Origin of the sequence: Inquilinus sp. CA228 (genome assembly GCF_052078665.1) — a bacterium.
Taxonomy (GTDB): Bacteria; Pseudomonadota; Alphaproteobacteria; order DSM-16000; family Inquilinaceae; genus Inquilinus.
The window spans coordinates 29,553-56,531 of the sequence record NZ_JBQJIK010000029.1; the positions used below are offsets into that span (position 1 = coordinate 29,553).

The following is a 26,979-nucleotide window of genomic DNA, read 5'->3' on the forward strand; positions in this document are numbered from 1 at the left end:
GCCTAGTCGCTGGGCTGCAGGGATGCGGCCGGGAGGCCGCCGTCGAACTGGTAGTGGAAGGCCTCGTCCCGGACGCCGATGTGCAGCGCGCCGACCGACCGGCCGTCCCGCTGCTCGGCCAGGATGTGCCGGCTGACCGCCGGCAGCAGCGTGCTGGTCAGGATGGCGTCGACCATGCGCCCGCCGCTGTCGACCTGGCGGGCGCGCCGGGCAATCAGCTCGGCCACGGCGTCGTCGCAGGTCAGCGGCACCTTGTGCGCCTGCATCATCCGGTCGGCGATGCGCTCCAGCCGCAGGCGCACGATGCGGTCCAGCATGCCGTCGCTCAGCGCGTAATAGGGCACCAGCGTCATGCGGCCCAGCAGGGCCGGCGGGAAGACCTCGCGCAGCGGGCGGTGCAGCGCGCTCTCCAGCACCTCCGGCTCCGGCCGCGCCTCGGCGGCGCACAGCCTGGCGATCGCCTCGCCGCCGACATTCGAGGTCAGCAGGATCAACGTGTTGCGGAAGTCGATCTTGCGGCCCTCGCCATCCTCCATCACGCCCTTGTCGAAGACCTGGAAGAAGATCTCGTGGACGTCCGGATGCGCCTTCTCGATCTCGTCGAGCAGGATCACCGCATGCGGCCGTCGGCGCACCGCCTCGGTCAGCACGCCGCCCTGACCGTAGCCGACATAGCCGGGCGGGGCGCCCTTGAGCGACGAGACCGTGTGCGCCTCCTGGAACTCGCTCATGTTGATGGTGATCAGGTTGCTCTCGCCGCCCAGCAGGGTCTCGGCCAGCGCCAGCGCCGTCTCGGTCTTGCCGACGCCGGACGGGCCGCACAGCAGGAAGACGCCGATCGGCTTGGCGGGATCGTCCAGGCCGGCGCGGCTGGTCTGCACCCGCTGGGCGATCGCCTCCATGGCGTGGTCCTGGCCGACGACGCGCCGGCCCAGGGCCTCGGCGAGGGACAGCAGGGTGGTGGCCTCGTCCTTCAGCAGGCGGCCGACCGGGATGCCGGTCCAGTCCTGCACCACGGCCGCCACCGCGTTGCGGTCGACCCGGTCGAGCACCAGCGGCGCCTCTTCCTGGATCTCGCGCCATTCGCCGTCGAGCCGGCGCAGCTCGGCCGGATCGGCGTCGCCGTCGGCGCGCAGCGCGGCGCGGGCCCGCTGGATCTCCTCGACCAGGCTGCGCTCGGCCTGCCAGCGGACGTCGAGCCGCGCCGCCTCCTGCTTCGCCTCTTCAAGCGCCTGTTCCGCCTCCGCCCGGCGCTCGCCGACATCGCCGCCATCGGCCTCCTCGCGGCCGAGCATCTCCAGCTCCAGCGTCAGGGCGTCGATCCGCTGCCGCTCATGCTCCAGCCGGTCGGGGCGGGCGTGGCGGCTGACGGCGACCCGGGCGCAGGCGGTGTCCAGCAGGCTCAGCGACTTGTCCGGCAGCTGGCGGGCGGGGATGTAGCGCCGCGACAGCGCCACCGCGGCCTCCACCGCCTCGTCCAGGATCTCGACGCCGTGATGCGCCTCCAGCGTCCGCACCATGCGGCGCATCATGGTGACGGCCTTCGGCTCGTCCGGCTCGGCCACCGGGATGGCCTGGAAGCGCCGGCTCAGCGCCGGGTCCTTCTCGATGTAGCGCTTGTACTCGGCCCAGGTGGTGGCGCCGATGGTCCGCAGTGTGCCGCGGGCCAAAGCGGGCTTCAGCATGTTGGCGGCGTCGCCGGTGCCTTCCTGGCCGCCGGCGCCGATCAGCGTGTGCGCCTCGTCGATGAACATGATCACCGGATGCGGCGCCGCCTGGACCTCGGCGATGACGTCGCGCAGGCGCTGCTCGAACTCGCCCTTCACCCCGGCGCCGGCCTGCAGCAGGCCGAGATCGAGCGCGTGCAGGGCGACGTCGCGCAGCGGCGCCGGCACCTCGCCGGCGACGATGCGCAGGGCCAGGCCCTCGACGATGGCGGTCTTGCCGACGCCGGCCTCGCCGGTCAGGATCGGGTTGTTCTGCCGCCGCCGCATCAGCACGTCGATGATCTGCCGGATCTCGGGGTCGCGGCCGATCACCGGGTCGAGCTTGCCGGCCCTGGCGCTCGCGGTCAGGTCCACGGTGTAGCGCGCCAGGGCGCCGCCGCGACTGCCCGGCGCAGACGAGGGCGAGGTTCCGTCCGCCGTCTCCAGCGGCGCCTGCGCGGCCGTGGCCTCGGGCGAGCCGCGGGTGATGGCCTCGAAGCCGTCGCGCAGCCGGTCCAGCGCCAGCTTGCCGAATTCGGGCGAGATCGCGAGCAGGACCTGGCTGAGCGGGCGGCTCGACAGGCAGCCATAGAGCAGATGGCCGGAGCGGATGCGGTCGTCGCCGAAGGCCAGGGTCGCGACCAGCCAGGCCTCCTGGGTCGCGTCCTCGATATGCTGCGACAGGTCGGAGACGGCGGTGGCGCCCCGCGGCAGCTTGTCGAGCGCCCGGGTCAGGTCGCGGGCGAGGATGCCCGGATCGACGCCGAAGCTGCGCAGGATCCGCCCGAAATCGGAATCGGCGACCTCGTTCAACTGGTGCAGCCAGTGGACCAGCTCGACATAGGCGTTGCCGCGCAGCTTGCAGAACGCCGTGGCGCTCTCGATCGCGGCGTAGCAGGGCGCGTTCAGCTTGCTGAACAGGTTCCGGCGGCTGATGCCCGTCATCACGGACTCCACGAGGCTGTTTCAGGGGTTGCCGCGTCCGTCGGGCCGGGACGGGGCGGGGTCGTCGTCAGGTCGTCGGCGTGGCGGCGCGATCTGCGCTTGCCCATCCAGCCGGTCCAGCCCAGCCGGCCGCTGCGGCCCAGCCGGACCGCCGGCACCTCGTCGCGGCGCAGGACCAGGTTGACCTCCCAGTCCAGCTCGTCGCCGAGGTAGTTGCGGACGGTCTGGGCCATCTTGTCGAGGCCGGGGGCGCCGGGCAGCAGCCGCTCGTACTGGGCCAGCTCCAGCGGGCCGATGACGATGCGGAACCGATGATGATAGACCCGGATCCGGGCGCCGGCGGTGGCGGTGCTGCCCAGCGTGCCGGTGCCCGGGTCGCGGCCGAGGAGGCACAGCGCGTCGCGCGGCAGCTGCACCCATTTCGGCACGAATTCGCGGATCTCGACCGGCGCCGCGAAGAAGCTGGCCAGGATCGCGCCCAGCCCCTCGGCATTGCGGGTGTGCGAGGCGAGCCGCCCGGTGAAATGGACCTTGGCCAGGTCGGGCATGGCGTCCCGGTCCTGCAGCGACTCCATGCCGAGGCCGGCGAGGGCGCCGAGCTGCAGGGCAAAGCGGTCCTGCTGCGGCCGGTCGTGGCTCACCGTCGGCTCGCTCTCCGCCCAGGCGCGGAAGAACAGCGAGGCCATGCGGTGATGGAAGATGTCGGCGAAGCGGACCAGCGTCTCGTCGCCGGCGTTGTGCTGCCGCATCTGGGCGTATTCGGTCAGGTGCAGCGGCAGCGGGCCGTTCGATCCGAACAGCCCGAAGACATAGGTGGCGAGCCGGGCGGGGCCGTCCTCCTCCTCGGGCTCGGTCAGCCCCGCGATCGGCCGGGTCGGGAAGGCCAGGGCCGGCTGCTGCCCGATCCGCACCGGGTCCGATCCCGGCCGGCTCGATTCCCCCAGCCGCGGGCGATCCGGGCTGAGGGCATCGATCCGCCGCAGCGTCTGGAAGACGTCGAAGTCGTGTGGCTCGGCCGCGACCGCGCCGAAGAAGCTGTTGAGGGCGTCCGGCATCAGACCACCGCCCGGCGGCCGATCATCGGCGGCCATCGCATCACCTCCCCGCGCTGCAGGGTCGACAGCACCATCTCGGTGAAGCCGTTGATCGAGACGTACTTGGCGAAGAACAGGTTCAGCACCGAGGCCAGCGGGAAGGTGCCGACGCCTTCGAAGGCGGCCTCGTCCAGGGTGACGCCGATCTCGATCCCGCGCGCCACCGCGGCCTGCCCGCCGCCGGGCAGGCGCCGGACCACGGCCTTGGACCGGACCTCCCGGATGCCGTCGATCTGCCGTGTGGCGGAGGCGTCGTCCGGATCGACATAGAGGCGCAGCAGCTCGCGCAGCGCCTCGGCGCCCTGGTGGTCGGGCCGGTCGGAATTGGTGATCGACAGGTAGTTCAGCGACAGGTGGCTGATCAGCTTCCAGGCGATGTCGCCATTGGCGAAGGACGGCCGCGGCCGGCTCGGCAGCGACAGGCACCGGACGCTGGTCACCGGGGCGCCGATCTCGAGCGTGAAGTCGGTCTCGCCCCGGCCGATCGGCAGCAGTAGCGGCAGGTCCCGGTTCGAGCACAGGCAGCGCAGTGACAGTTGGCGCAGATCGGCCGAATAGGGGGCGGCCTGGCGGTCGACCAGCGAGACGAAGGTCTCGCTGCCGATATAGCCGGTGCGGGTGCCGTGCAGGCGCTGGTGCTCGGACAGCAGGCGCTGCTCGCGCCGCACCGTGTAATAGCTGGAATGCTGCTCGCGCCGGCCATGCTCATGGATGCTGTAGAAGGGCAGGAACGGCATCGGGGCCGCGTCGCCGCTCTCGCCCTCGCCGCTCATCTCCAGGATCGAGTGCAGCTCGATGTCGAGCGGCCGGATCCGGTCGACCACCACATGGTGCTCGTATTGCTTGTCGCTGACATGGATCCGATCGGCCTGACGTTCGAACAGGTTGATCGCCGGGGTCGCGAACAGGGCGATGTTCTGCGGCCCGAGATGGCGCTCCAGCCGCGGCTCGGCGCGGCCGAGCGCGAACACGATCTCGAGCTCCTCGGTGGTCGACAGCGCCACGGCATCGGCCAGCCCGCCGAGCTCGACGAACAGGGTCCGGTCGGCCAGGGCGAAGTATTCCTGCAGCAGGCGGTAGCCGTCGAAGGATCGCGGCACCTCGGGCAGCAGCGACGAGCCCGGCTCCAGCCCGACCTGCCGCAGCGCCTGCCGCGGGATCGTCTCCTGCCAGGGCACGGGCCGGCTCAGCGGCCGGGCGACGATGGCGCGGGTGTCGGCGACCAGCTGCTCGGCCAGGATCGCGCCGATGCCGCCGGGCCCGGTCAGGTGCAGCGTCAGCGCCTTCAGCGCCAGCTTGTTGAAGGGCAGCCCGTTGGTGGTCCGCAGCCGCAGGCGCAGCGCCGCCTTCACCGCCTGGCGGCCGGGCAGGTGCAGGGCCGAGAGCTGCCCCGGCGTCGCATAATAGTCGACCCCGCTGACCACGATCGGCCACAGCTGGACGTCATGGGCAGTGCGGAACTCGCAATGGGTGACCGCACCCGGCGCGAGCTGGCTCAACAGCTTGGTCCCGCGCGGCACCAGGTAGCCGTTCTCCAGACGCCCGGCCTCCGGGTCCGGCTCGAACCGGACGATCGACATCGACGGCACCGGCGGCAGGAAATGCGGATAGACCAGCTCGAGCAGATGCTGGGTGAAATCCGGGAAGCGCGACTGCAGCTTCAACTGCACCCGCGCCGCCATGAAGGCGAAGCCTTCCAGCAGCCGCTCGACATAGGGGTCGGCGACCTCGGTCGTCTCCATGCCGAGCCGGCCGGCGACCTTGGGGAAGGAGCGCGCGAACTCGGCGCCCATGTCGCGCATATAGGCCAGCTCGTCATTGTAGAGGCGCAGCAGCCGGGGATCCATCAGCTGGCCTCCGCGCGCATCTCGACGACGCGGACGACATCGAGCTCGCGGTCGACCTCGGTGCGCATCACCATCCGCAGCGGCACCGGATGCGCCCAGAGATCGGCCTCGATCCTGAAATGGAGCGAGCCGATGTCCTGCCCGTCCTCGATCGCCGTGACCCTCAGGCTGTCGGGCAACAGCCGCGGCTCGAAGCGGTGCAGGCTGGCGACGATCTCCTGCCGCAGGGCGCTGGCGTCGACGCCTTCGCGGATGTGCCCGCCCAGCGGCCAGATGCCGTAGTTCAGCGTGCTGGCGGCGACATGGGGATAGGCCTGCAGGTCCACGGTGGCGGCCAGCTGATTGGTGTTCAAGAGCCACGAGATGTCGCGCAGGATCACCTCCCGCAGCTGGCGCACCGAGAAGCTGCGCCGGTCCTGCGCCTCGGTCGCGCTGCGCGGCTGGTCGTCGGTCAGCCGGTCGAGAAGCGACGGCTGGACCAGGTCCCGCTTGACAGCTCTGGCCATGATTCACCTGGGTGGGGATGGACGAGGGAAGAGCGACCGGCCGGGGCACCGGCCGGTCGCGACGCCGTCAGGCGACGAGCTTGGTGAAGTCGGTGCTGTTGGCGATCTGGTTCCAGATGCCCTCGCCCTGCTTCGTCAGGGCACCCTTGTCGTTCTGCTTGTAGTAGATGACCTTGCAGGCGCCGAACCGGAAGGTGACCGTCTCCTCCGGCGACTCCTCGGCGTAGGACCACTCGACCTTCTCCACGGCCAGCATGTTGAAGGTCCAGTGCAGGAACAGGTTGGTGCCGGACGTGCCGGTGCCGGAGCCGGTCGCCTTGAACAGCTTCAGGTCGACATTGCTGAAATGGGCGCCGCGGCCGCAGGCCACGTACAGGTGGGGCGAGGCGGTATCGACCTGCTTCTTGACGGTGAAGACCTCGAACTCGGCCTTGCCGGATCCGGCGCCGCTGGTGTGCGGGCCGATGTTGAGCTTGTTCTCGAGCGAGAAGCTCCATTCATCGGCAAGGGTGATGCCGTCCTTCAGGATCAGGGATTCGCCCTTGGGCTGAATGCCGTCCTTGGACGCTGCTGTGAACACCATGACCGCGTCGAACGCCATGTTCGTCTTCCTTCATCTGGTGGTTTGGAATGGGTTGGAGTCTGTCGGGGGCGATCAGCTGTGCCGCATGCGACCTCCTTCCGCCGATCGAGCGGACGGTCTGTCAGGCCTTGCGGGCCGACGGCAGGCGCGACACCAGCCGCAGCGAGATGGTCAGGCCCTCGAGCTGGTAATGCGGCCGCAGGTAGAACCGGGCGGTGTAGTAGCCGGGGTTGTCCGCGACCTCCTCGACCTTGACCTCGGCCGAGGACAGCGGCTGCTGCGCCTTGCTCTCCTCGCTGCCCAGCTCAGGCGAGGGGTGGACGTAGCCCTGGATCCACTGGTTGAGCCACTCCTCGACCTCGTGCCGCTCCTTGAACGTGCCGATCTTGTCGCGGACCATGCACTTCAGGTAATGGGCGAAGCGGCAGGTCGCGAAGATGTAGGGCAGCCGGGCGCTCAGCTCGGCATTCGCCGAGGCGTCCGGGTCCTCGTACTTGATCGGCTTGTTGACGGTCTGGGCGCCGATGAAGACGCCGAGATCGGTGTTCTTGCGGTGCAGCAGCGGCAGCATGCCGTTCTTGGACAGCTCGGCTTCGCGCCGGTCGCTGATCGCGATCTCGGTCGGGCATTTCAGGTCGACGCCGCCGTCGTCGCTCGGGAAGGTGTGGACCGGCAGGTCCTCGACCAAGCCACCGGATTCGACGCCGCGGATCCGCGACAGCCAGCCATACAGCTTGAACGATCGGGTGATGTTCACGCCCATGGCGTAAGCGGCGTTGGTCCACAGATACTTGGAGCTGTCGCCGCCGTCCGACTCCTCCTCGAAGGCGAACTCGTCGACCGGGTTGATCTTGGCGCCGTAGGGCAGGCGCCCCAGGGTGCGCGGCATGGTCAGCGCCACGTAGCGGGAGTTCTCGCCGTCGCGGAACGATCGCCAGGCCGCATGCTCCGGCGTCAGGAAGATCTTGGTGATGTCGCGCGGATTGGCCAGCTCGCGCCACGAGTCCATCTGCAGCAGATGCGGCGAGGCGGCCGAGATGAACGGCGCGTGGCTGGCCGCCGCGATCTGCGACACCGCCGACAGCAGCTCGACATCCGGCGGGGTATGGTCGAAGTAATAGTCGCCGATCAGGCAGCCATAGGGCTCGCCGCCGATCTGGCCGTACTCCTCCTCATAGATCTTCTTGAACAGCGGGCTCTGGTCCCAGGCGATGCCCTTGTACTTGCGCAGGTTGCGGGACAGCTCCTTCTTCGAGATCGGGAAGACGCGGATCTTCAGCGTTTCGTCGGTCTCGGTGTTGAAGACCAGGTGATGCAGGCCGCGCCACGCCGATTCCAGCGCCTGGAACTCCTCATGGTGCAGGATCTCGTTGATCTGCGCCGACAGCTTCTCGTCGATCGACGCGATGATCGACTGGATGGTGTCGACGACGTCGTCGCTGATCACCGAGGTGTCGCGCAGGGCCTGCTCGGCCAGGGTCCGGACGGCGGTCTCCACCGCCTCCTGGGCCTGGTCCGAGCGGGTGCGGAACTCGCGCTGCAGCAGGCTGGCGAAATCGCCGGGATCGACCGTGGTGGCCGGGGCGGCCTGCGCCTCGGCGGACCTGGTGACTGCGGACGACATGGTCAGTTCTCCTCCGTCTCTGGGGCCGGGGACGGAAGCGCGTCCGTCTGATCCTTGGGCTGATCCTGGGGGGCTTCGGGCTTGGGCGCGTGGCCGAGGGCGCTGAGCAGCGCCGGGTCGGCCAGCAGCCGGGCGACCAGCTCCTCGGCGCCGTTCTTGCCGTCCATGTAGGTCAAGAGGTTGGACAGCTGCGTCCGCGCCTCGAGCAGCCGGTTCAGGCTGTCGACCTTGCGGGCCACCGCCGCCGGCGAGAAATCGTCCATGCTCTCGAAGGTCAGGTCGACCGAGAGCTGGCCTTCGCCGGTCAGCCGGTTCGGCACCCGCAGCGCCACCCGCGGCTTCAGGGACCGGAGCCGATCATCGAAATTGTCGATGTCGATCTCCATCATCTTGCGTTCGGCCACCGGGGGCAGCGCCTCGGTCGGGTTGCCGGCGAGGTCGGACATGACGCCGACGACGAAGGGCAACTGGACCTTCTTGTTCGAGCCGTAGGTCTCGACGTCGTATTCGATCTGGACCCGGGGCGCCCGGTTGCGCGCGATGAATTTTTGACTGCTGGCCTTTGCCATCTCTTCAATTCTCCTTGTGTGGGGCGGCTCCGGTCGTCAGGGGCTCTCGTCGGCCGCCAGGCCGGCGATCGAGCGGTAATGGGCGGCGCCCTCCGGCGCGAGCTCCAGGAGCAGAGCCATGAAGTCCTTGGAGACCAGCCGCTTCGCCCGTTCCAGCAGGGCCGGCACCGGGCTGGCCGGCTCGTTCGCCCGGTACCAGCGGCAGATCCGGTCGAGCGAGCCGATGACGTCGTTGCGGTCGCGGATCTCGCCGGTCAGGGCAACGGGGGCCGCCGCGCCCTCAGGCGCCGCTGCGGCCGGCGCGGCGCTGGGCCGGTGGGCGTCGACCAGCTCCTTGGCCTGGCGCAGCAGGGCGATCAGCGTATCGAGGCGGACCGCCTCGGTGATGTCGACGCGCTGCTTGATGCCGGCATCCAGGCGGATCGCGGCGGCCAGGGCGGCGTCGAGATCGGCGCCGGCCCGGTCGAGCTGGCCGGGATCGGTGTCGCCGAAGGCGCGCTCGACCGCCGCGAGGTCGATCTCGCCGGGCCGCTGCGCCTCGATGCAGTCGCGCAGCGTGAAGTTCCCGAACTGCCGCGACGCGGTCAGGGGAACCAGGCGGATCTCCGCCATCAGCCCGGCCGGATCGCAGAGATTGGCCAGGGTGTTGAGGCGCACGGTCTGGTCGTCGCCATCCTCCGCATCCGGCCGCGGATGCAGGTCCGGCCAGAACTGTTCGACATAGCCGGCGAGCAGCTCGAGCCCCCCGCGCAGGCCGGTGAAGCCGGATTGGTTGAGGGCCGAGCGCGCCAGCAGCACGCCGATGCGCAGGTCCTTGCTGCGGCCGGCGAGGTCCAGGCCCAGGCGCCAGACCTCGCGCCAGTCCGGGGGCTCCTCGGCCACCACGGCATCGCCGATCTGCTGGCCCGGCTTGCCCTGCGACGCCATCTCGAGCTCGAGGAACCCCAGATCGTAATCGAGGGCCTCGCCGCACGCGTCGCTGTCGTCGACCGGCTTCAGCAGATGATCTGCGTCGAGCATGACCATGTCCGTCACTACGGCTTTCCGGTTTGCGCCACCTCTGGGTCCCGGCAGTAAAGGCAAGAAGATCCGGGGGAAGGGGCGGTCGTTCGATTTCAGAAATCTAGCGAAGCCGCGGCGCCGTACTGCATGCGCGATTGATATGCGGGCATGTTGCGACAGGCTCGCCGCATCCCGATCCCGAATGACCGGATATCAACTGCGCATGCGGGGGACACGCATGAAACCTTCAGAGTGTCCGCATCCCTGATCGCCGGCCCGGGCCCACGCCCGGGCGGCCTCGGATGAAGCGGAGCGCAGGATGTCTTGGGACAACAGGGTCGTCTGGTCGGAAGGGCTGTTCCTCCGGCCGCAGCATTTCCAGCAGAGCGACCGCTATGTCGAAAAGCTCGTCCGCAGCCGCACGGCCGCCTTGCGCGGCTATGGCTGGGGCGTCACCGAGCTGCGGCTCAACCGCGAGCTGCTCAGCCTCGGCAAGATCGCGATCGAGACGGCCCGCGGCGTCATGGAGGACGGCACGCCGTTCAGCATCCCCGACGACGCCGACCAGCCAACCCCCTATGAGGTGCCGGAGCATCTGCGGGATTCGCTGATCCACCTGGCCGTGCCGCTGTATCAGCCCGGGGCGGTCGAGACCGACGGGCGCGCGGCGACCGACGTGCCGATCCGCTTCGCGGTGGCGGACCAGGATCTGGTCGACACCAATGCCGGCGAGCGCGACGGCGCCTCGATCGAGGTGGCGCGGCTGCGCTTCCAGCTGCTGCCGGACGGGGCGGACCGGGCCGGCTTCTCCTGCCTGCCGATCGCCCGGCTGGTCGAGGTCCGGGCCGACCGGCAGGTCGTGCTCGACGACGCGCATATCCCGCCGACAATGGACTGCGCCGGCTCCCGCACCCTTTCGAACTACATCACCGAGATCACCGGCCTGCTGCATCATCGCGGCGAGGCCCTGGCCGCCCGGGTGTCGCAATCGGGCACGCGCGGCGTGGCCGAGATCGCCGATTTCCTGCTGCTGCAGGCGATCAACCGCTACGAGCCCTACTTCTCCCACCTCTCCGGCGCCGCGGTGGTGCATCCGGAAGCGCTGTACGGCCTGATGGTCCAGCTCGCCGGCGAGCTGGCGACCTATGCCAGGACCGAGAAGCGGCCGCCGGCCTTCGGCGGCTACAAGCACGAGGACCTCGCGCTCAGCTTCCGGCCGGTGATCCAGTCGATCCGGGCGTCGCTCAGCGCCGTGCTGGAGCAGACCGCGGTGCCGGTGCCGCTCAAGCAGCACAAATACGGCGTCCACATCGCCGAGGTCGCCGACCGCTCGCTGTTCACGACCGCGACCTTCGTCCTGGCCGCCCGCGCCGATGTCGAGGTCGACCGGCTGCGCCGCGAGTTCCCGACCCAGATCAAGATCGGCCCGGCCGAGAAGATCAAGGAGCTCGTCAACGTCGCGCTGCCGGGAATCATCATCAACCCGCTGCCGGTGGCGCCGCGGCAGATCCCCTTCCATGTCGGGGTCACCTATTTCGAGATCGATCAGCAGAGCCCGTTCTGGAAGGACATGCGCCATTCCGGCGGCCTGGCGCTGCACGTCGCCGGCGACTTCCCGAACCTCGAAATGGCGCTCTGGGCCATCCGTGGCCAGTAGCAACCCGCAACCGACCAGGTGTCCCCCATGGCCCTCGTCCTCCGCGTAGACAGCCCGGAGTCCAGCCTGCCCGAGACCGTCGGATCCGACGGTCTGGTCGAGGCGGAGTCCGCGCTGACCATCGGCCGGGCCGACGACAACGGCCTGGTCCTGCGCGACGCGCAGCAGACCATCTCCAAGCATCACTGCTCGATCGAGCCGGCGGAGGGCCGCTTCGTCCTGATCGACCGCAGCCGCAACGGCACCTTCCTGAACGACGAGGCGGAGGCGCTGCCGCGCGAGGTGCCGGTGGCGCTCAAGGCCGGCGACGTCATCCAGATCGGCAGCTATCGGATCGACGTCATCGCGGCGCCGGGTTCGACGCCGGCCGCGGTCGAAGCCGACGAGCCAGAGCGCACCGCGCCGCCGGCGGAGGAGCTGAGCTTCCTCGGCACGGTCCAGATGGGCCCCTCGCTCGGCGGCGGCATCACCAGCCGGCGCGAGGAGCCGCTGCTCGGCGAGATCGACGGCGACATGCTGCCGGCACCGGGCTCCGGCCCGCCGCGGGACCCGCCGGCGGACGACTGGTCGGCCGTCCGCAAGCCGACCGCCTCCTATGCGGATCATGTGCCGGAGCATGCCGTCGTCTTCGTGCAGCCGAGATCCGGCGTCGAGGCGATCCCCGACGACTGGGACATCATGGCGGAGCTCGGCGGGACGCCGGCGGCAAAACCTGCGCCTGCCTTCACCCGGGTCGACATCATCACCCCGCCGGACGATGACGACATCCTCGAGGCCCCGCCGCCTGAGCCGGAGGTGCAGCCTGCCCCGCCGCCCCGGCCGGTGGCGGATCCGGCGGCTGCCGGCCCCGGCGGCGACGCCGATCGCGCCGTGGCCGCCTTCCTCGCCGCCTGCGGCCTGTCGCCGGCGGATGTCGGCGCGGTCGACCTCACGACCATGATGGACCGGGCGGGGCGGATGCTGCTGCATTCCGTCGCCGGGCTGCACGGCATCCTCTCGGCCCGCCAGCTGGCCAAGCAGGAATTCGGCATCGAGCGCACGATGATCGAGCGCTCCGGCAACAACCCGCTGAAGTTCACGCTCGACGCGAAGGAGGCGATGCACGCGCTCCTCTGCGTCGAGATCCCGGGCTTCATCCGCGGCGACGCCGCGGTCGAGCAGGCCTTCTCCGACATCCGGGCGCATGAGGTCGCGATGCTCGCGGCGCTGCAGGAAGCCCTGCACAGCGTCTGCGACCGCCTGTCGCCGGCCTCGGTCGAGACGGCGGTCGGGCAGGCCGGCTGGCACTGGCCCGGCACCAAGAAGGCCCGGGGCTGGGACGAATACCGCCGGATCTTCGACGACGTGGTCTCCGGCCTCGAGAACGACGCGCTCCGCATCTTCGGCGCCGATTTCGCGCGCGCCTATCGCGCCGGCGACACCGGCCGGCGGGGACCGCAGCACAGGGACGCGGACGGCAGCGGCCGTCCGCAAGGAGAGGGGCAGGATGGCGATGTCGACTGAGGAAACCGTCCTGATGCCGCGCGGTCCCGCCCGCCCCAATCCGGGCGGGCGGCTGACCCTGGTGCCCCCGCCGCCGTCCCAGGCCTCGTCGGTCGAACGGTTCTGGGAGGCGCTGGCGCTCGACCGGCTCGGCCCGCTGGTCGCGGCCGCGGCGGCGCTGCTCGGCCTCTGCGCCCAGCTCAAGAACAGCAGCAGCCATCCCGATGTCGAGGGGCTGCGCCAGAGGGTGCTGCGCGAGATCGACGCCTTCGAGCGCCGGGTCACGCCGCTGGGCCTGGCGCCGCGGGCGATCAAGGCCAGCAAATACGCGCTCTGCGCCACCATCGACGACATCGTCCTGAACACGCCCTGGGGCAGCCGCAGCGTCTGGACCACGCGCAGCATGGTCGGATCGCTGTTCAGCGAGACCTGGGGCGGCGACCGGTTCTTCGACCTGCTGGCGCAGCTGAAGAAGGACCCGGGCGTCAATGTCGACCTGCTGGAGCTGCTCTACTACTGCATGAGCCTGGGCTTCGAGGGCCGGTTCCGGATCGCGTCCCGCGGCGCCTCCGAGCTCAGCGTGCTGCGCGAGGACGTCTACCGCCTGATCCGGGCGGCCCGCGGCGAGTTCGAGCGCGACATCTCCCCCCACTGGCGGGGCGTGGCCGCCGCCCGCAAGCTGCTGCGCAGCATCGTCCCGGCCTGGGTGGTCGGGGCGGCCGGCACAGCACTGCTGCTGCTGCTCTATGCCGGGCTGCTGTTCGCGCTGAACGCCCGCTCCGACCTGGTCTTCGACGAGCTTGCCGCCCTGCCGCCGACCGGCGCGGTCAGCCTGGCGCGGGTGGCGCCGCCGCCGCCGGTGATCGTGATGCGCGGCGACCGGCTGCGGCGCTTCCTCGAGCCCGAGATCCGCGAAGGGCTGGTCACGGTGGCCGAGGATGCCGCGCAGATCGTCGTCACCATCCGCGGCGCCGGCATGTTCGACTCCGCCAGCCCGACGGTGAAGAGCCAGTTCGAGCCGCTGCTGCGGCGGATCGGCGAGGCGCTGAACGACCAGCCGGGCGCGGTGCTGCTGACCGGGCACACGGATGCCACGCCGATCCGGTCGCTGGCCTTCCCGTCGAACTATCACCTCTCGCTCGCTCGCGCCAAATCGGTCGCCGAGATCATCACGTCGAAGATGAACGAGCCCGGGCGCGTGCGGGAAGAGGGCCGGGGCAGCACCGAGCCGGTGGCGGCGAACGACACGCCGGAGGGCCGCCAGCAGAATCGCCGGACCGAAATCATCATCAACAAGACGACGAATAGTTGAGGGGACGGACGGCCATGCAGTCCATCAAGAGCGCACTCCGGTCGAAATGGCTCTATGTCGGCCTCGGCACCGGGATCGTCTGTGCCCTGATCTTCACACTCGGGCCGCTGATCTCGATCGCGGGCTTCGCCCCGCTGGACAACATCAGCAGCCAGATCGTGGCGTCGATGCTGATCCCGGTCGGCTACACCGTGACCTACCTGATCCAGTCGCATTTCCAGAGCCTCGTCCAATCGCGGGTCTCGAATGCGCTGACCGGGATCGGGACCGGGAAGAAGGACGAGGGCGGCGCCGCGGAGTCCTCGCGGACCGGCGGTCGGGACGGCACCGCCGCCGCGGGCAAGGAGCTGGAGACGATCTCCGGCCGCTTCCGCGAGGCCCTGGGCACGCTGAAGGGGCGCCGCTTCGCCGGGGCCAGCGGCCGGCGCTGGCTGTACCAGCTGCCCTGGTACGTCATGATCGGCCCGCCGGGTTCGGGCAAGACCACCGCGATCGTCAATTCCGGGCTCAGCTTCCCGCTGGCGGAGAAGTTCGGCCGCAAGGCGGTCGGCGGGGTCGGCGGCACGCGCAACTGCGACTGGTGGTTCACCGACGACGCGGTGCTGATCGACACCGCCGGCCGCTACATGACCCAGGACAGCGATGCCGAGCAGGACAAGGCGGCTTGGCTGGGCTTCCTCCGGCTGCTCAAGCGCAATCGGCGGCGCCAGCCGCTGAACGGCGTGCTGGTGGCGATCGGCATCAGCGAGCTGACCTCGACCTCCGAGGAGGCGCGCCTCGACCATGCCGCCCGCATCCGCCAGCGCGTGCTCGAGCTCTACCGCGAGCTCGGCCTGCGGCTGCCGGTCTATGTGATGCTGACCAAGAGCGACCTGCTCGCCGGCTTCGTCGAGTTCTTCGACGATCTCGGCCGCGAGGGGCGGGAGGCCGTCTGGGGCTTCACCTTCGCGCATGAGCCGGAGCGCGAGGGCGGCTCGATGGAGGGCTATGAGGCGGAATACGACGCGCTGGTCGGCCGCCTCGGCGAGCGGCTGCTGGAGCGGATGCAGCAGGAGAGCGACATCCAGCGCCGCGCCCTGGTGTTCGGCTTCCCGCAGCAGGTCGCCAGCCTGAAGCACCTGACCCATCAGTTCATGCAGGAGGCCTTCGCCCCGAATTCCTTCGAGGAGCCGATCATGCTCCGCGGCGTCTACTTCGTCAGCGGAACCCAGGTCGGCACGCCGCTGGACCGCGTGGTCGAGGCGATGTCGCGGACCTTCGACGTTGCCCGGCCGCCGCGCCCCACATTCGGCGGGCAGAAGCGCAGCTACTTCATCAACCGGCTGCTGCGCGAGGTGGTGTTCGCCGAGGCCGGGCTGGTCAATGCCGACCCCCGCGCCGAACGGCGCCGGCGGCGGCTGCAATACGGCCTCTACGCCGGAATCGCGGCGGTGGTGGCCGCGGCCGGCATCCTGTGGACGATCAGCTACGAACGGAATATCGACCTGATCGAGAGCGTGCAACTGACCGCCAGCAGCTATGCCGCGGAGGCCAACACCCTGAAGCTCGACCGGGTCGACAGCGCCGATCTGCGGCCGGTGGCGCCGCTGCTGCAGAAGCTGCGCGAGATCCCGACCGGCTATGCCGAAGACGACGCCGGGCCCGACCGTCTCGCCGGCTTCGGCCTCGACCAGAGCGACAAGCTCGGGGTGCAGACGCGGGCGGCCTACCGCCACGCCCTCAACACCCTGCTGCTGCCGCGCCTGATCCTGCGGCTGGAGACCGTGCTGGCGGAGCGTCAGGACGATCCGCCGTTCCTGTACGAGGCGCTGAAGGTCTATCTGATGCTGGGGCAGCAGGGCCCGCTGCAGCCCGATGTCGTCCGCAGCTGGATGGCGCTCGACTGGGGCGTGCAGTTCCCCGGCGACGCCGATGCCGGGCTGCGCCGCGCGCTGGCCGGCCATCTCGACGCCATGCTGGAAGGCCCGCTGTCCAACATCGGGCTGAACGGCGAGCTGATCGAGAAGACCCGCGCCAAGCTGCAGGGCGTCTCGCTCGCCCGCCGGGTGCTCGACGCCGTCGTGGCCAGCCCGGAGGCGGGGCGGGAGCCGAGCTGGCGCCTGGCCGACCATGCCGGGCCGGTGGCCGAGGGCGTGCTGACCCGCCGGTCCGGCCAGCCGCTCAGCGCCGGCATCCCCGGCATCTACACCAGCGCCGGCTTCTACGACGTCTTCCTGCCGCAGCTGCCGCAGGTGGCCGACGCGGTCGCCGCCGATGGCTGGGTGCTGGACCCGCAGGCGGCCACGGCCCCGGCCGGCAGCGACGCCAGCCTGAAGCTGCAGCGCGAGGCGTCGGCGCTCTACGCCCAGGAATTCGCGCTGCGCTGGGACCAGATGATCGGCGACATCGCCATCCGGCCGATGCGGACGGTCGACGACTCCCTGCGCACCCTGAACACGCTGGCCGCGCCGACCTCGCCGATCCGCCTGCTGCTGGTCGCGGCGGCACAGGAGACCAAGCTGGAGCGGCCGCCGGCGCCCGCGGACGCCGCGCCGGCCGGCGACGGCGCCGCCCAGCCGGGCAAGGTGCCGCCGAGCAAGCTGGAGGCGCTGTTCCGGCCGCAGACGGCGGCGGACACGCCCGAGGGAATCGCCCGGCGCTACCTGAACGATCACTTCCAGTCGCTGCACCAGCTGGTCGACGTGCCGCCGAACAGCCAGGCCGACGCCCAGGCGCCGATCGACAGCGCCATCCGCGACCTCGGCGGCCTGTATCGCTCGCTCAGCGAGATGCAGGGGCTGGGCGGCGCGGGCTCGCTGCAGAAGGGCGACCAGGCGGCGGTCGCGATCCGCCAGATCGAGGCCGGCGCGTCCAACCTGCCGGAGCCGATCCGGCAATGGATCCTCGGCGTCAGCCGGACCAGCTCGGACCTGTCGATCACCGGCGCCAAGCGCCAGCTGACCAGCGTCTGGTCCAGCGGCCCCGGCGCGCTGTGCCAGCGGGCGACCGAGGGGCGCTACCCGTTCAGCCCCGGCTCCGCCCAGGACGTCCCGCTCAACGACTTCGCCCGGCTGTTCGGCCGCAACGGCGCGATCGACAGCTTCTTCGCGGCGAACCTGGCCCCCTTCGTCGACATGTCCGAAGGGTCGTGGAAGGTGCGGCCGACCGGGAATGTCGACTTCCGGCTCGACCGCGGCACCCTGGCCCAGTTCCAGCGCGCGGCGGCGATCCGCGACAGCATGTTCCAGGACGCCGGGCCACAGCCCTCGGTCGGCTTCGTGCTCACCGTCGCCGAGACCGACCCGTCGACCGACACGATGGTGGTCGAGATCGACGGCCAGCGGCTGGAGCACCGGCGCGGCGCGTCGACGGCGATGCATTTCCGCTGGCCGGCGACCGGCGGCGTCGGCGGCGCCTCGATCACCTTCACCGGCGACCAGGACGCGACCCTGTCCAGGACCGGCGCCTGGGGCCTGTTCCGCCTGCTGGACCAGGCCGATTCGCGGCGCCTCGGCGGCTCCGACCGGCTCCAGCTGCGGCTGGCGGCGGGCGCGCATTGGGCGACCTTTCTCCTCCAGGCCGACAGCGTGATGAACCCGCTGTCCGGCAAGCTGCTGTCGCAGTTCCGATGCCCGCAGGATCTGTGAGCGCCCGGATCCCGGCCGGGATCGCGGCCGAGCGGCCCTGCGGCTTCTACGGCAAGCTGCCGGCCCGCGCCGATTTCGTCGGTGCCGGGCTGCGGCCCGAGACCGTCGGCCGCTGGGATGCCTGGCTGCAGCAGTCCGTCGCCGCCGGCGAGGCCGCGATCGGCGCCGACTGGGCGGACCTGTTCTTCGTCGCGCCGCTGTGGCGCTTCATCCTGCCCGCCGGCGCCTGCGGCCGGTTCACGCTGATCGGCGTGCTGATGCCGAGCGTCGACGCGGTCGGGCGCTGCTTCCCGCTGATGCTGGGGCAGGAGATCGAGCGGCCGGTCGACCCGGTCGGCCTGATGGCCGGCAGCGGCCCCTGGTTCGCCGCCGCCGAGGCTTTGGCGCTCGATGCCCTGGGCGAGGGCTTCGATCTCGCCGAGTTCGGCCGCGGCCTGCCGCCCTGGTCGGTCGTCCGGGGGGCCTCGGTCCCTCAGTCCCCGATCCGCGAGAACGGGGTCGGCACCTGGGTCGATCTGCCGATCGCCTCGGCGGCGCCGGCCGCGGTCGCGGCGCTGGCCGGGCGCGGGGGCCTGTGGTGGACCACCGGCGCCCGGCATGTGCCGCCGGGCGTGGCGGTCAGCGCCGGCCTGGTGGCGCCGGACGGTTTCCCGGCCCTGGTCGACGGCCGTTGGGCGCGGCACGGCTGGTCCGTCCGGCCGCCGGCCCGCGGCGGGTCTGAAAACGACGAATGGGACCGGGACCAGTGAGGGCCGCAACCCGTCCCGTATCCGAGTTTCTCAACCGTTTTGCTCTAGAGAGGTGAGCCATGGTCACATATGTGCATAACAAGGCTCGGGCCAAGAAGTCTGTGGCCTGGATCGAGGAGACGCAGCGCAACGGTGCCGAGTGCTGCATCGCGCTGGCCCATCTCGGGTTTGAGGGCCAGTCGGTTGCGCTTGTCATGCCGTCGGGACTCAGCGGGCTGACGAAAAAGCTGCAGATCATGGACTATGAAGGAAAGCCGAAAAAGATCACTACAAAGAAAGAAAAGGATCAATACAAACTCATAGCGATTGGTCTGGCGAGGCTGGGCCCGGACAATATTCTGAACGTGAGGCTGAAGAAAGGCAGTGCGCAGTCGCTCCACAAGGGCCTTAGGGAATATTTCAGAGGCGGATTTGGACTAGAAGTCCCCTATGATTCGATCGGTACGGAGACCAATCTTCCGGAGGATCAGGAGAACCTCTTTACTCAGACAGAGGCGGAGAACCAACAGAAGTTCTCGTCCGAGGAGGCCGAGGCCGATCAGCCGGCGAGCGTCGCTGAACAGCCCATCTCGCCGGTCGGCAAGGACTCGGACTCGGACTCGGAAGGCTCACCGATCCTGACGCCCACGGCCAGCGAGGCCGGGGATGAAGACGTCCCCGAAGAGGATCTGACGGAGGGCGTGGAGGAGTCGGACAGCAAGGACGAGGAAGGGGATGACAAGCCCCTCTCGGACGAGCTGAAGCAGGGCGTCGCCGCCGCGTCGGCGACGATCGCCGGCCACGCCATCAGCCTGAGCCGCCAGATCGGGGCGGGGCAGAAGGCCGAGCTAGGCCCGCTGACCGAGAAGATCACGGCCTGGCTCGAGGACATGCTGGCCGCCCTGCCGCCGGAAGAGCGGGAGATGGCCCTGCACAACTTCACCTGCCGGTTGCTGATCATGCTGGCCTACCCCGAGAATCTGCGGAATCTCCAATATGTGGACGACACTCCGGCGGCCGACGACGGCGAACAGGACAAGCCCGGCCGCGAGAAGCTCCTGGTGGACGGCATCGATCTCGACAGCGTCTCGACCGACGATCTCACCCAGGAGGAGGTGACGGAGAAGCTGTTCAAGCTGGCCAAGGTGCGGGCCCAGCAGCGCCCTCTCCCCTATAACCTGGACCGGGCGAGCCGCACCCGGATCGAGGGCATGGTGGCGTCGGGTTGGCCCAAGGAGGACGGCGATGCGGACGGCAAGCGCAAGGCTGTGCAGCGCCTGATTGCCGTCACGCAGCAGATGTTCGAGAAGGACGACCAACTGGCCGGCCTGCTCGGCTTCAAGAAGACGGAGACGGCCCAAGGGGACGATCTCGTCGCCAGCCTGGTCGTAAGCATCCGGGAGGTGTGGGAGGCGCACCGCAACGCCGCCATCAAGCAGAAGGACGAGGTGAGGCACAAGGTCGGCCAGATCGTCAAGGTGGAGGCCCTTGGCGGCACCTGGGCGCATGTCGAGGACATCTTCCTGCAGATCGACGGCGAGATCTCCGATCAGCTCGGGGCCATCATCGGGCAGGAGGGCGAGGCCAGGGCGAAGGCGATCGAGGTGGTGGCGGACACGGTCCGGACGAATCTCGGCTATCTCGACGGCAACAACATCGTCGATCTGCTCGATGACCCGCCGTTCGACATCGGCCAGGGCGCCGTCGGCGAGACGCTGCGGGAGGGGCTCTCCGGCGTCAGCAACGGTCTGGAGCGGATCGCATCGGTGGGTGCCACTGCCGCGGCCGGGGCATAGACCCTCGCCGGGCCGGTCTCCGCAACCCGGAGACCGGCCCGGGATCGATCCGGCGAAACAGCGGCAGATGCCGCGCGATGGACGGTACGGTCGCCGGTATCAGGCGTCCGCAAGATCGGCGAGGACGACGAGGGTGACGTTGTCGGGGGCGCCGCGCGCCAGCGCCAGCTCCAGCAGCGCGGCCGACGCCTCCGCGCAGGGCAAGGCGGCCAGGCGATCCGCGATCTCGGCATCGGCGACGACATTGCTCAGGCCGTCGCTGCACAGCAGATAGACGTCGCCGGGCCGGCTGTCGCCCTGCACCAGGTCGAGCTCGAGCGGCCCCGAGGCGCCGACCGCGCGGGTGATCACATTGGCGCCGGGATGGCGGCGGCCCTGCTCGGGCGTCAGGCTGCCGCTGTCGATCAGGCGCTGGACATAGGAATGATCGCGGGTGAGCTGCCGCAGCACCCCGTCGCGCAGCCGGTACAGCCGGCTGTCCCCCGCCCACAGGCAGGTGAAGCGGCCGTCCCGCACGACCAGGACGACCACCGTCGCGCCGATCACCGCGCCGTCGCCGAGGCTGGCGGCCTCGGCCAGCAGCGCCCGGTGGGCCGCGGTGAGCCGGGCGCGGATCTCCTCGATCGGGGTGTGGCCCTGCGCCAGGGCGTCCATGACCGTGCGGCTGGCGTGATCGCCCCGCAGATGGCCGCCCATGCCGTCGGCGATGGCCCAGAGGCCCTGCTCGGGCCGCAGGAGGAACGCATCCTCATTATGCTGGCGGACGGCGCCGGCATCGGTTTTCGCCGCCCAGTCGTATCGATGCTCGACCATGCGGCTACCAGGCCTGAGGGGCCTTGCCGATCGTCGGCTCCGGGGAAGGGGCGCTGCCGCTGGTCCGGCCCGCTCGGTCTCGCCGCAACCGTTCCTCCTGCTTCGCCTGTGCGCTCGCCATGGGCCATCTTAGCCAGGCCCCGGGCAGTTTCGCTTCATGCGCAGTCGGTATGGTGGTATGTCTCCGGGCGGCATGGCGCCTTCGGCGGATGGGGTGGTATTTCCTATGCTTTTGCCGCTCACCGCCATGTTCAATCGCATGGAGACAGATCTGACCGAACTCGCGGGCGAGGTTACGCGGTGAAACGTATTCTCGTGGTCGACGACGATCCGGCGATGCGCGACGTGATCTGTGAATACCTCGATCGCCATGATTTCGAGGCCCGGCCGGCCGCATCCGGCGCGGCGATGACGCGGATCCTGGGCACGGAGGACATCGACCTGATCATCCTCGACCTGAAGCTGGGGCAGGAGGACGGGATGGATCTGATGCGGGGCCTGCGCACGCATTCGGACGCGCCCGTGATCCTGATCACCGGCCATCGGCTGGAGGAGATGGATCGGGTCATCGGGCTCGAGCTCGGCGCCGACGACTACCTGACGAAACCGCTGGCCTTGCGCGAGCTGGTGGCCCGGATCCGGACCGTCCTCCGGCGCCTGGAATCGGCGGGGGAACGGGCGCGCCGGCGGGAGAGCCGGGCCCGCTACCGCTTCGACGGGTGGGAGCTCGACGTCGCCCGGCGGCGCCTGACCTCCCCGGCCGGCGCCGAGATCAGCCTGACCTCCGGCGAGTTCAACCTGCTGACGGCTTTCGTCCGGTCGCCGCAGCGGGTGATGACCCGGGAGCAGCTGCTGGTCACCAGCAGGGTGCACGACGCGGAGGTGTTCGACCGCAGCGTCGACGTGCTGGTCCTGCGCCTGCGCCGCAAGCTCGAGGCCAATCCCAGCGACCCGGCCCTGATCCGGACCGAGCGCGGCATCGGCTATGTCTTCGCCCCCGCCGTGGAGTCGCTGTGATGCGCGCCGTCTCGCGAGGCCTGGCGTGGGGCGTGGCCGCCGGCCTAGCGGTGCTGGTGTTCGGCGCGGCGCTGGGGCAGGGCATCGACCCCGCCCGGGAGGAGCCGATCGCGCCGGTGGAGCCGGACCGCACCCTCGACCCGGCGAAGGTCGCGCTGGGCAAGGCGCTGTTCTCGGATGTCCGGCTGTCCGGCGGCGATGTCCGCTCCTGCGCCTCCTGCCACGAGTTCAATCGCGGCGGGGCCGACGGCCTGGCCCATTCCACCGGCGCCAACGGAGAGCTGGAGCCGTTCAACACGCCGACCGTGTTCAACGTCGCCGGCGATTTCCGCCTGAACTGGCGCGGCAACCACCGGGTGCTGGAGGCGCATAACGAGGCGGTGCTGCTGGAGCCCCGGCTGATGAATGCCCGCTGGCCCGACGTGCTGGCGAAGCTGAACAAGGATTCCGGCACCCGCAGCGCCTTCGAATCGACCTATGGCGACGGACCGACCCGCGACTCGGTGCTCGACGCGCTCGCCACCTTCCAGCGGTCGCTGTCGACGCCCAACGCCCGCTTCGACCGCTATCTGCGCGGCGACGCCACCGCCATCACCGCGGAGGAGAAGCGCGGCTACGAGCTGTTCAAGGCCTATGGCTGCGTCGCCTGTCACCAGGGCCGCAACGTCGGCGGCAACCTGTTCCAGAAGTTCGGCATCTTCTCCGACCCCTTCTCGGGCCGCTCGGATGACGATGTCGCCGATCAGGGCCGCTTCGCCATCACCGGCCGCGAGGCGGACCGCCGCGTGTTCCGCGTGCCCAGCCTGCGCAACGTCGCGCTGACCGCGCCCTATTTCCACGACGGCAGCGCCGACACGCTCGACGCGGCGGTGGCGATCATGGCCCAGGCCCAGCTCGGCCGCACCATGCCGCAGGAAGACCGCGACCTGATCATCCAGTTCCTGGGCACGCTGACCGGCGAATACGAGGGCAGGCCGCTGTCTCAGATCACCGCCGCCGAGGCCCGATGAGGACGCTGGGCGCCGCGCTGCTGGCCCTGCTGCTGGCGCTGACCTATCTGCTGGTCCACGGCGCCACGCCAGACTCGGCGCAGCATGAGCGCACGCTGGACGCGCTGCGCTCGATCGACCTCAACAACGCGGCGCTGCAGCGCGACGTGCTGCGGTCCCGCACCGGGCTGCTGCGCACCTACGACCCCCTGGTGCAGTCCGTGGCGGCGCTGCGGCAGGCGGCGGCCAGCCTGAAAACCGCCGGCGACATCGCCGACGGCGACGCGCGCACCGCCATCGACCAGGACGCGGCGCAGCTGATCGCGGGGGTCGACGACCAGGAAGGGCTGGTCGACGACTTCAAATCCAGCAACGCGCTGCTGCAGAACTCGCTCAGCTTCTTCAACCATACGGCCCGGCAGCTCGACCAGGCGGAGGGTGTGCGGCAGACCGTCCTGGAGTCGGAGATCGGCAGCCTGGCCAGCGCCATGCTGCTGTTCGCCGCCGACCCCAGAAGCGAGATGGCGGCCGAGCTGTCGGCCGCGCTCGACCGGCTGCGCAACCTGGCCGTCCCGGCCGCCGCGGCCCCGGGCGTCGACGCCCTGGTCACGCACGGGCACCTGATCCTCGCCACCCTGCCGACCGTCGACGGTCTGGTCGTCCGCCTGCAGGCCGCGCCGATCGCGGAGCAGGCGCAGACGATCAAGCAGGCCTATTTCTCCGCCTATGGAAGGGCGGCGACGTGGGCCCTGTATTTCCGCCTCCTGCTCTACGCCGCGGCGGTCGGCCTGGGGACCTATGTCTGCTACCTGTTCCTGCGGCTGCGGGCCAATGCGCGGGCGCTGGAGAAGCGCCTCGCCCTGGAAAACCTGATCGCCACGATCTCGACCGACTTCATCAACCTGCCCAGGACCAGCCTCGATGACGGCATCGAACAGGGCCTGGCGCGGCTGGCCGAGCATATGCTGTTCGACCGCGCCCATATCTTCGTCTGGGGGGGCGACACGGCGCCCGGCGACCGCGAGTACGCGTGGTCGCAGGCCCAGGTCCCGAACACGGCCGACACCGGGCGGATGCTGCTCGATCTCGCGATTGATTGGCCGATCTCGGCCGCGGTCGATGACGGGACGATCCATGTTCCGTCCGTCGTCGCGCTGCCGGACGGGCCGATCAAGGACCGCCTGGCGCTGCTCGGCCTCCGCTCCTGGCTGTCGATCCCGCTGGGCAAGGCCGGCAGCCGCTCCGGCGTGCTGATGTTCGAGGGCGTGACGGCCGAGAAGCGCTGGTCGGCGGCCGACGTCACCCTGCTGCGCACCGCGGCCGAAAGCTTCGCCAACGCGATCGAGCGGGAGCGGGGCGAGGTCCGGCGCGAGGCGCTGGAAACCCAGCTGGCCCAGTCGCAGCGGCTGGAATCGCTCGGCGCCCTGGCCGGCGGCATCGCCCATGAGTTCAACAACATCCTGGGCGCCATCCTCGGATACGGCGAGCTGGCGCTGTCGACGCTGACGCGCACCGGTTCGACCCAGCAATATGTGAAGCAGATCATGACCGCGGGGACGCGGGCGCAGTCGGTGATCGACCAGATCCTGGCCTTCAGCCGCCGCTGCGAACGCCGCTACCGCGCCATCCACCCCGAACCCGTGGTCGCCGAGGCGCTGGAGTTGCTGCGCGCGTCCCTGCCCCCGTCGATCGCTCTGCATCGGCGATTCGCGGCCGGGGACGCGGCGATCCTCGGCGACGTCACCGAGCTGCAGCAGATCGTCATGAATCTCTGCACCAACGCCTCGCACGCCATGGCCGGGCACGGCCGGATCGAGATCGGCCTCGACCTGGCCCGCATCCCGTCGGACGCGGTGCTGTCGCACGGGCCTCTGGGGGCCGGCGACTATGTGCGGCTCAGCGTGACCGATTTCGGCCACGGCATCGACGCGGCCGTGATGAAGCGGATCTTCGAGCCCTTCTTCACCACCAAGGCGGTGGGCAGCGGCACCGGCCTCGGCCTGCCGACGGTGTACGGCATCGTCACCGGGCAGGGCGGCGCCATGAATGTGGAGAGCCGGCCCGGCGCCGGCAGCACCTTCGAGGCCTATCTGCCCCTGACCGAGGAACCGGTGGTGGATGAGGAGGAGATCGCCGAGGCATCGGCCTTGTGGGGGCGCGGCGAGACCATCCTCGTGGTCGATGACGAGACGCCGCTGGTGCTGCTGCTGGAGGAGATGCTGGCCGCCCTGCGCTACGAGCCGGTCGGCTTCGACAGCAGCGCCGCCGCCCTGGCCGCCTTCCGCGCCGACCCCGACCGCTTCGACCTGGTCCTGACCGACGCGCTGATGCCGGAGGTGACGGGGATCGCGCTGGCCGCCGAGGTGCATCGCCTCCGTCCCGGCCTGCCGATCCTGCTGATGACCGGCCATTTCGGCGGCCTCGATGCCGCCGAGATCGAGGCGGCCGGGATCCTCAAGGTCCTCCGGAAGCCGCTGCGGTCGCGGCTGCTGGCGGAAAGCCTGTCCTCGTGCCTGGCGCCCGCGGACAGCGAGCACGTCTGAGGCGGCCGGGCCGGTCGTCCCGGCCCGGCATGATCCGCAGGATCAGGACGCCGACGCGTCGCCCGACCCCATCGCCTGGCTGCCCTGCACCGCCGCCAGCGCCGCGGCCGCGATCTCGCCGCGCAGCCAGCTGTGGTCCGGGTCGCGATGGCGCCGCTCGTGCCAGATCAGCGCCACCTCGTAGGGCGGCAGCTCCAGCGGCGGCTCGACGACCGCGAGCGGCATCATGGCGGCGATGCGGGTGGCGACGCGATGGGGCACGGTCAGCACCAGGTCGGTCTCGGCGATCATCGCCGGCGCCGTCAGCATGTTGGGCACCAGCATCGGGTCGCGATCCGGCAGGTTCAGCTTGGCGAGCCCGTCATAGACCTGGCCGAAGCCGTCCTCGGAGCCCGAGGCGATCACGGCATGGCGCAGTCTCGAGAAGCTTTCGATGGTCCATTCCTGCGCCAGGGCCGGATGGTCCTGCCGCAGCAGGCAGGCAAAGCGGTCGGAGTACAGGCTGCGCCGGAAATAGCCGGGCGGGGTGTCGCCGATCTGCCCGACGGCGAGGTCGATCTCGCCCAGCTCGAGCCGCCGCAGCGCGCCGGCCAGCAGCGGATCGGTGACGACGTCGAGCAGGGGCGCGCGCTCGCGCAGCCGCGGCAGCAGGCGCGGCAGCAGCACCAGCGCCTGGTGGTCGGGCATCGCCATCGTCGCCTTCGACCGCCATTCCCCGGGGGCGAAGCTGCGGGTCGTCACCATCTCGCGGATCGCCTCCAGCACCGACGGCAGCGCTGTGGCAAGGCGCTCGCCGCGCGGCGTCGGCGCCAGGCCGGTCGAGGTGCGGACCAGGATCTCGTCGTTGAACATGCCGCGCAGCCTGGACAGCGCCCGGCTCATCGCCGGCTGGCTCTGGCCGACATGCTGGGCGGCGTGGGTGACGTTGCGGTGCTCCAGCAGCGCGTCGAGCGCCACCAGAAGATTCAAGTCGACCGAGGCCAGATTCGGCATCGTCCGTTGCGGTGCGGCCTGGCGGCCGCCGACGATCAGGGCCGGCTGCGGCCGCTCCATCGAGGTCTTCCGGGTGAAAGCGAGTTCGGACATGGTTCTCCCCTCTCGCAGGAGAGGCCCGTGGGGATGGGCGCTCCTGTGACGGAA

19 protein-coding genes are annotated in these 26,979 nt (G+C 70.3%); 9 read left to right on the forward strand and 10 right to left on the reverse strand.

Annotation, left to right across the window (positions count from 1 at the left end; genetic code table 11):
- Positions 1–2: 2 nt before the first annotated feature.
- From tssH to tssA, 8 genes are all read right to left on the reverse strand, one after another.
- Positions 3–2,651, reverse strand: coding sequence for a type VI secretion system ATPase TssH (gene tssH, locus ACTOWL_RS16205; protein ID WP_441322283.1), 2,649 nt, complete (start codon positions 2,649–2,651; stop codon positions 3–5).
- Positions 2,651–3,742, reverse strand: a complete 1,092-nt coding sequence (gene tssG, locus ACTOWL_RS16210) for a type VI secretion system baseplate subunit TssG (RefSeq protein ID WP_441322284.1) — start codon at positions 3,740–3,742, stop codon at positions 2,651–2,653. The genes tssH and tssG overlap by 1 nt, the downstream gene beginning before the upstream one ends.
- On the reverse strand, positions 3,706–5,592 hold the full coding sequence (gene tssF, locus ACTOWL_RS16215; RefSeq protein WP_441322285.1) for a type VI secretion system baseplate subunit TssF: 1,887 nt from the start codon (positions 5,590–5,592) through the stop codon (positions 3,706–3,708). The genes tssG and tssF overlap by 37 nt, the downstream gene beginning before the upstream one ends.
- Positions 5,592–6,098 carry a type VI secretion system baseplate subunit TssE gene (tssE, locus tag ACTOWL_RS16220; protein WP_441322286.1) on the reverse strand — a complete coding sequence of 169 codons (507 nt, stop codon included), beginning with the start codon at positions 6,096–6,098 and terminating at the stop codon, positions 5,592–5,594. The genes tssF and tssE overlap by 1 nt, the downstream gene beginning before the upstream one ends.
- Before the next feature lie 67 nt (positions 6,099–6,165).
- Positions 6,166–6,699 carry a type VI secretion system tube protein Hcp gene (locus tag ACTOWL_RS16225; RefSeq protein WP_441322287.1) on the reverse strand — a complete coding sequence of 178 codons (534 nt, stop codon included), beginning with the start codon at positions 6,697–6,699 and terminating at the stop codon, positions 6,166–6,168.
- A gap of 103 nt (positions 6,700–6,802) precedes the next feature.
- Complete coding sequence (gene tssC, locus ACTOWL_RS16230) at positions 6,803–8,305, reverse strand: type VI secretion system contractile sheath large subunit (RefSeq protein WP_441322288.1); 1,503 nt, start codon at positions 8,303–8,305, stop codon at positions 6,803–6,805.
- Positions 8,306–8,307: 2 nt separating this feature from the next.
- Complete coding sequence (tssB, locus tag ACTOWL_RS16235) at positions 8,308–8,874, reverse strand: type VI secretion system contractile sheath small subunit (protein ID WP_441322289.1); 567 nt, start codon at positions 8,872–8,874, stop codon at positions 8,308–8,310.
- A 36-nt stretch (positions 8,875–8,910) separates the two neighbouring features.
- Entirely contained in the window at positions 8,911–9,894 is a 984-nt protein-coding gene (tssA, locus tag ACTOWL_RS16240; RefSeq protein ID WP_441322290.1) for a type VI secretion system protein TssA, read from the reverse strand.
- A gap of 301 nt (positions 9,895–10,195) precedes the next feature.
- Here tssA and tssK point away from each other — a divergent pair, with 301 nt between their 5' ends.
- Genes tssK through ACTOWL_RS16270 form a run of 6 tightly spaced genes read left to right on the forward strand, consistent with a single transcriptional unit; the run spans position 10,196 to position 20,477 of the window.
- Positions 10,196–11,533: a type VI secretion system baseplate subunit TssK gene (gene tssK, locus ACTOWL_RS16245; protein ID WP_441322291.1), complete on the forward strand. Its 1,338-nt coding sequence runs from the start codon at positions 10,196–10,198 to the stop codon at positions 11,531–11,533.
- A 27-nt stretch (positions 11,534–11,560) separates the two neighbouring features.
- Positions 11,561–13,036 carry a type VI secretion system-associated FHA domain protein TagH gene (gene tagH, locus ACTOWL_RS16250; RefSeq protein WP_441322292.1) on the forward strand — a complete coding sequence of 492 codons (1,476 nt, stop codon included), beginning with the start codon at positions 11,561–11,563 and terminating at the stop codon, positions 13,034–13,036.
- A complete protein-coding gene (gene icmH, locus ACTOWL_RS16255; RefSeq protein WP_441322293.1) occupies positions 13,020–14,327 on the forward strand; it encodes a type IVB secretion system protein IcmH/DotU in 1,308 nt (435 codons plus the stop codon). Before tagH ends, icmH begins: the two co-directional genes overlap by 17 nt.
- 14 nt (positions 14,328–14,341) lie before the next feature.
- Complete coding sequence (gene tssM / locus ACTOWL_RS16260; protein WP_441322294.1) at positions 14,342–17,953, forward strand: type VI secretion system membrane subunit TssM; 3,612 nt, start codon at positions 14,342–14,344, stop codon at positions 17,951–17,953.
- The gene (gene tagF, locus ACTOWL_RS16265; RefSeq protein ID WP_441322295.1) at positions 17,950–18,702 is read left to right on the forward strand and encodes a type VI secretion system-associated protein TagF; all 753 of its coding nucleotides are present in this window, start codon (positions 17,950–17,952) and stop codon (positions 18,700–18,702) included. The genes tssM and tagF overlap by 4 nt, the downstream gene beginning before the upstream one ends.
- Positions 18,703–18,761: 59 nt before the next feature.
- Positions 18,762–20,477, forward strand: a complete 1,716-nt coding sequence (locus ACTOWL_RS16270) for a hypothetical protein (protein ID WP_441322296.1) — start codon at positions 18,762–18,764, stop codon at positions 20,475–20,477.
- A 99-nt stretch (positions 20,478–20,576) separates the two neighbouring features.
- Here ACTOWL_RS16270 and ACTOWL_RS16275 read toward each other — a convergent pair whose 3' ends face one another.
- Positions 20,577–21,290 (reverse strand): PP2C family protein-serine/threonine phosphatase, encoded by a 714-nt coding sequence (locus tag ACTOWL_RS16275; RefSeq protein WP_441322297.1) that lies wholly within the window; start codon positions 21,288–21,290, stop codon positions 20,577–20,579.
- Positions 21,291–21,590: 300 nt separating this feature from the next.
- Here ACTOWL_RS16275 and ACTOWL_RS16280 point away from each other — a divergent pair, with 300 nt between their 5' ends.
- The 3 genes from ACTOWL_RS16280 to ACTOWL_RS16290 are packed head-to-tail and all read left to right on the forward strand — an operon-like array spanning position 21,591 to position 25,839.
- Positions 21,591–22,307, forward strand: coding sequence for a response regulator (locus ACTOWL_RS16280; protein WP_441322298.1), 717 nt, complete (start codon positions 21,591–21,593; stop codon positions 22,305–22,307).
- Positions 22,307–23,317, forward strand: a complete 1,011-nt coding sequence (locus tag ACTOWL_RS16285; RefSeq protein WP_441322299.1) for a cytochrome-c peroxidase — start codon at positions 22,307–22,309, stop codon at positions 23,315–23,317. The genes ACTOWL_RS16280 and ACTOWL_RS16285 overlap by 1 nt, the downstream gene beginning before the upstream one ends.
- Positions 23,314–25,839, forward strand: coding sequence for a two-component system VirA-like sensor kinase (locus ACTOWL_RS16290; RefSeq protein ID WP_441322300.1), 2,526 nt, complete (start codon positions 23,314–23,316; stop codon positions 25,837–25,839). The genes ACTOWL_RS16285 and ACTOWL_RS16290 overlap by 4 nt, the downstream gene beginning before the upstream one ends.
- A gap of 42 nt (positions 25,840–25,881) precedes the next feature.
- Here the strand turns inward: ACTOWL_RS16290 and ACTOWL_RS16295 are convergent, their stop codons facing one another.
- On the reverse strand, positions 25,882–26,925 hold the full coding sequence (locus tag ACTOWL_RS16295) for a LysR family transcriptional regulator (protein WP_441322301.1): 1,044 nt from the start codon (positions 26,923–26,925) through the stop codon (positions 25,882–25,884).
- Positions 26,926–26,979: the final 54 nt, after the last annotated feature.

Bases quoted from the DNA above. Each gene is read 5' to 3' on its own strand.
- tssK (WP_441322291.1), top strand. From the start codon at position 10,196: ATGTCTTGGGACAACAGGGTCGTCTGGTCGGAAGGGCTGTTCCTCCGG.
- icmH (WP_441322293.1), top strand. From the start codon at position 13,020: ATGGCGATGTCGACTGAGGAAACCGTCCTGATGCCGCGCGGTCCCGCC.
- ACTOWL_RS16295 (WP_441322301.1), bottom strand. From the start codon at position 26,925: ATGTCCGAACTCGCTTTCACCCGGAAGACCTCGATGGAGCGGCCGCAG.
- ACTOWL_RS16285 (WP_441322299.1), top strand. From the start codon at position 22,307: ATGCGCGCCGTCTCGCGAGGCCTGGCGTGGGGCGTGGCCGCCGGCCTA.
- tssA (WP_441322290.1), bottom strand. From the start codon at position 9,894: ATGCTCGACGCAGATCATCTGCTGAAGCCGGTCGACGACAGCGACGCG.
- tssH (WP_441322283.1), bottom strand. From the start codon at position 2,651: ATGACGGGCATCAGCCGCCGGAACCTGTTCAGCAAGCTGAACGCGCCC.
- tssF (WP_441322285.1), bottom strand. From the start codon at position 5,592: ATGGATCCCCGGCTGCTGCGCCTCTACAATGACGAGCTGGCCTATATG.
- tssB (WP_441322289.1), bottom strand. From the start codon at position 8,874: ATGGCAAAGGCCAGCAGTCAAAAATTCATCGCGCGCAACCGGGCGCCC.
- ACTOWL_RS16275 (WP_441322297.1), bottom strand. From the start codon at position 21,290: ATGGTCGAGCATCGATACGACTGGGCGGCGAAAACCGATGCCGGCGCC.
- tagH (WP_441322292.1), top strand. From the start codon at position 11,561: ATGGCCCTCGTCCTCCGCGTAGACAGCCCGGAGTCCAGCCTGCCCGAG.
- ACTOWL_RS16290 (WP_441322300.1), top strand. From the start codon at position 23,314: ATGAGGACGCTGGGCGCCGCGCTGCTGGCCCTGCTGCTGGCGCTGACC.
- tssC (WP_441322288.1), bottom strand. From the start codon at position 8,305: ATGTCGTCCGCAGTCACCAGGTCCGCCGAGGCGCAGGCCGCCCCGGCC.
- tssG (WP_441322284.1), bottom strand. From the start codon at position 3,742: ATGGCCGCCGATGATCGGCCGCCGGGCGGTGGTCTGATGCCGGACGCC.
- tssM (WP_441322294.1), top strand. From the start codon at position 14,342: ATGCAGTCCATCAAGAGCGCACTCCGGTCGAAATGGCTCTATGTCGGC.
- ACTOWL_RS16225 (WP_441322287.1), bottom strand. From the start codon at position 6,699: ATGGCGTTCGACGCGGTCATGGTGTTCACAGCAGCGTCCAAGGACGGC.
- ACTOWL_RS16270 (WP_441322296.1), top strand. From the start codon at position 18,762: ATGGTCACATATGTGCATAACAAGGCTCGGGCCAAGAAGTCTGTGGCC.
- tssE (WP_441322286.1), bottom strand. From the start codon at position 6,098: ATGGCCAGAGCTGTCAAGCGGGACCTGGTCCAGCCGTCGCTTCTCGAC.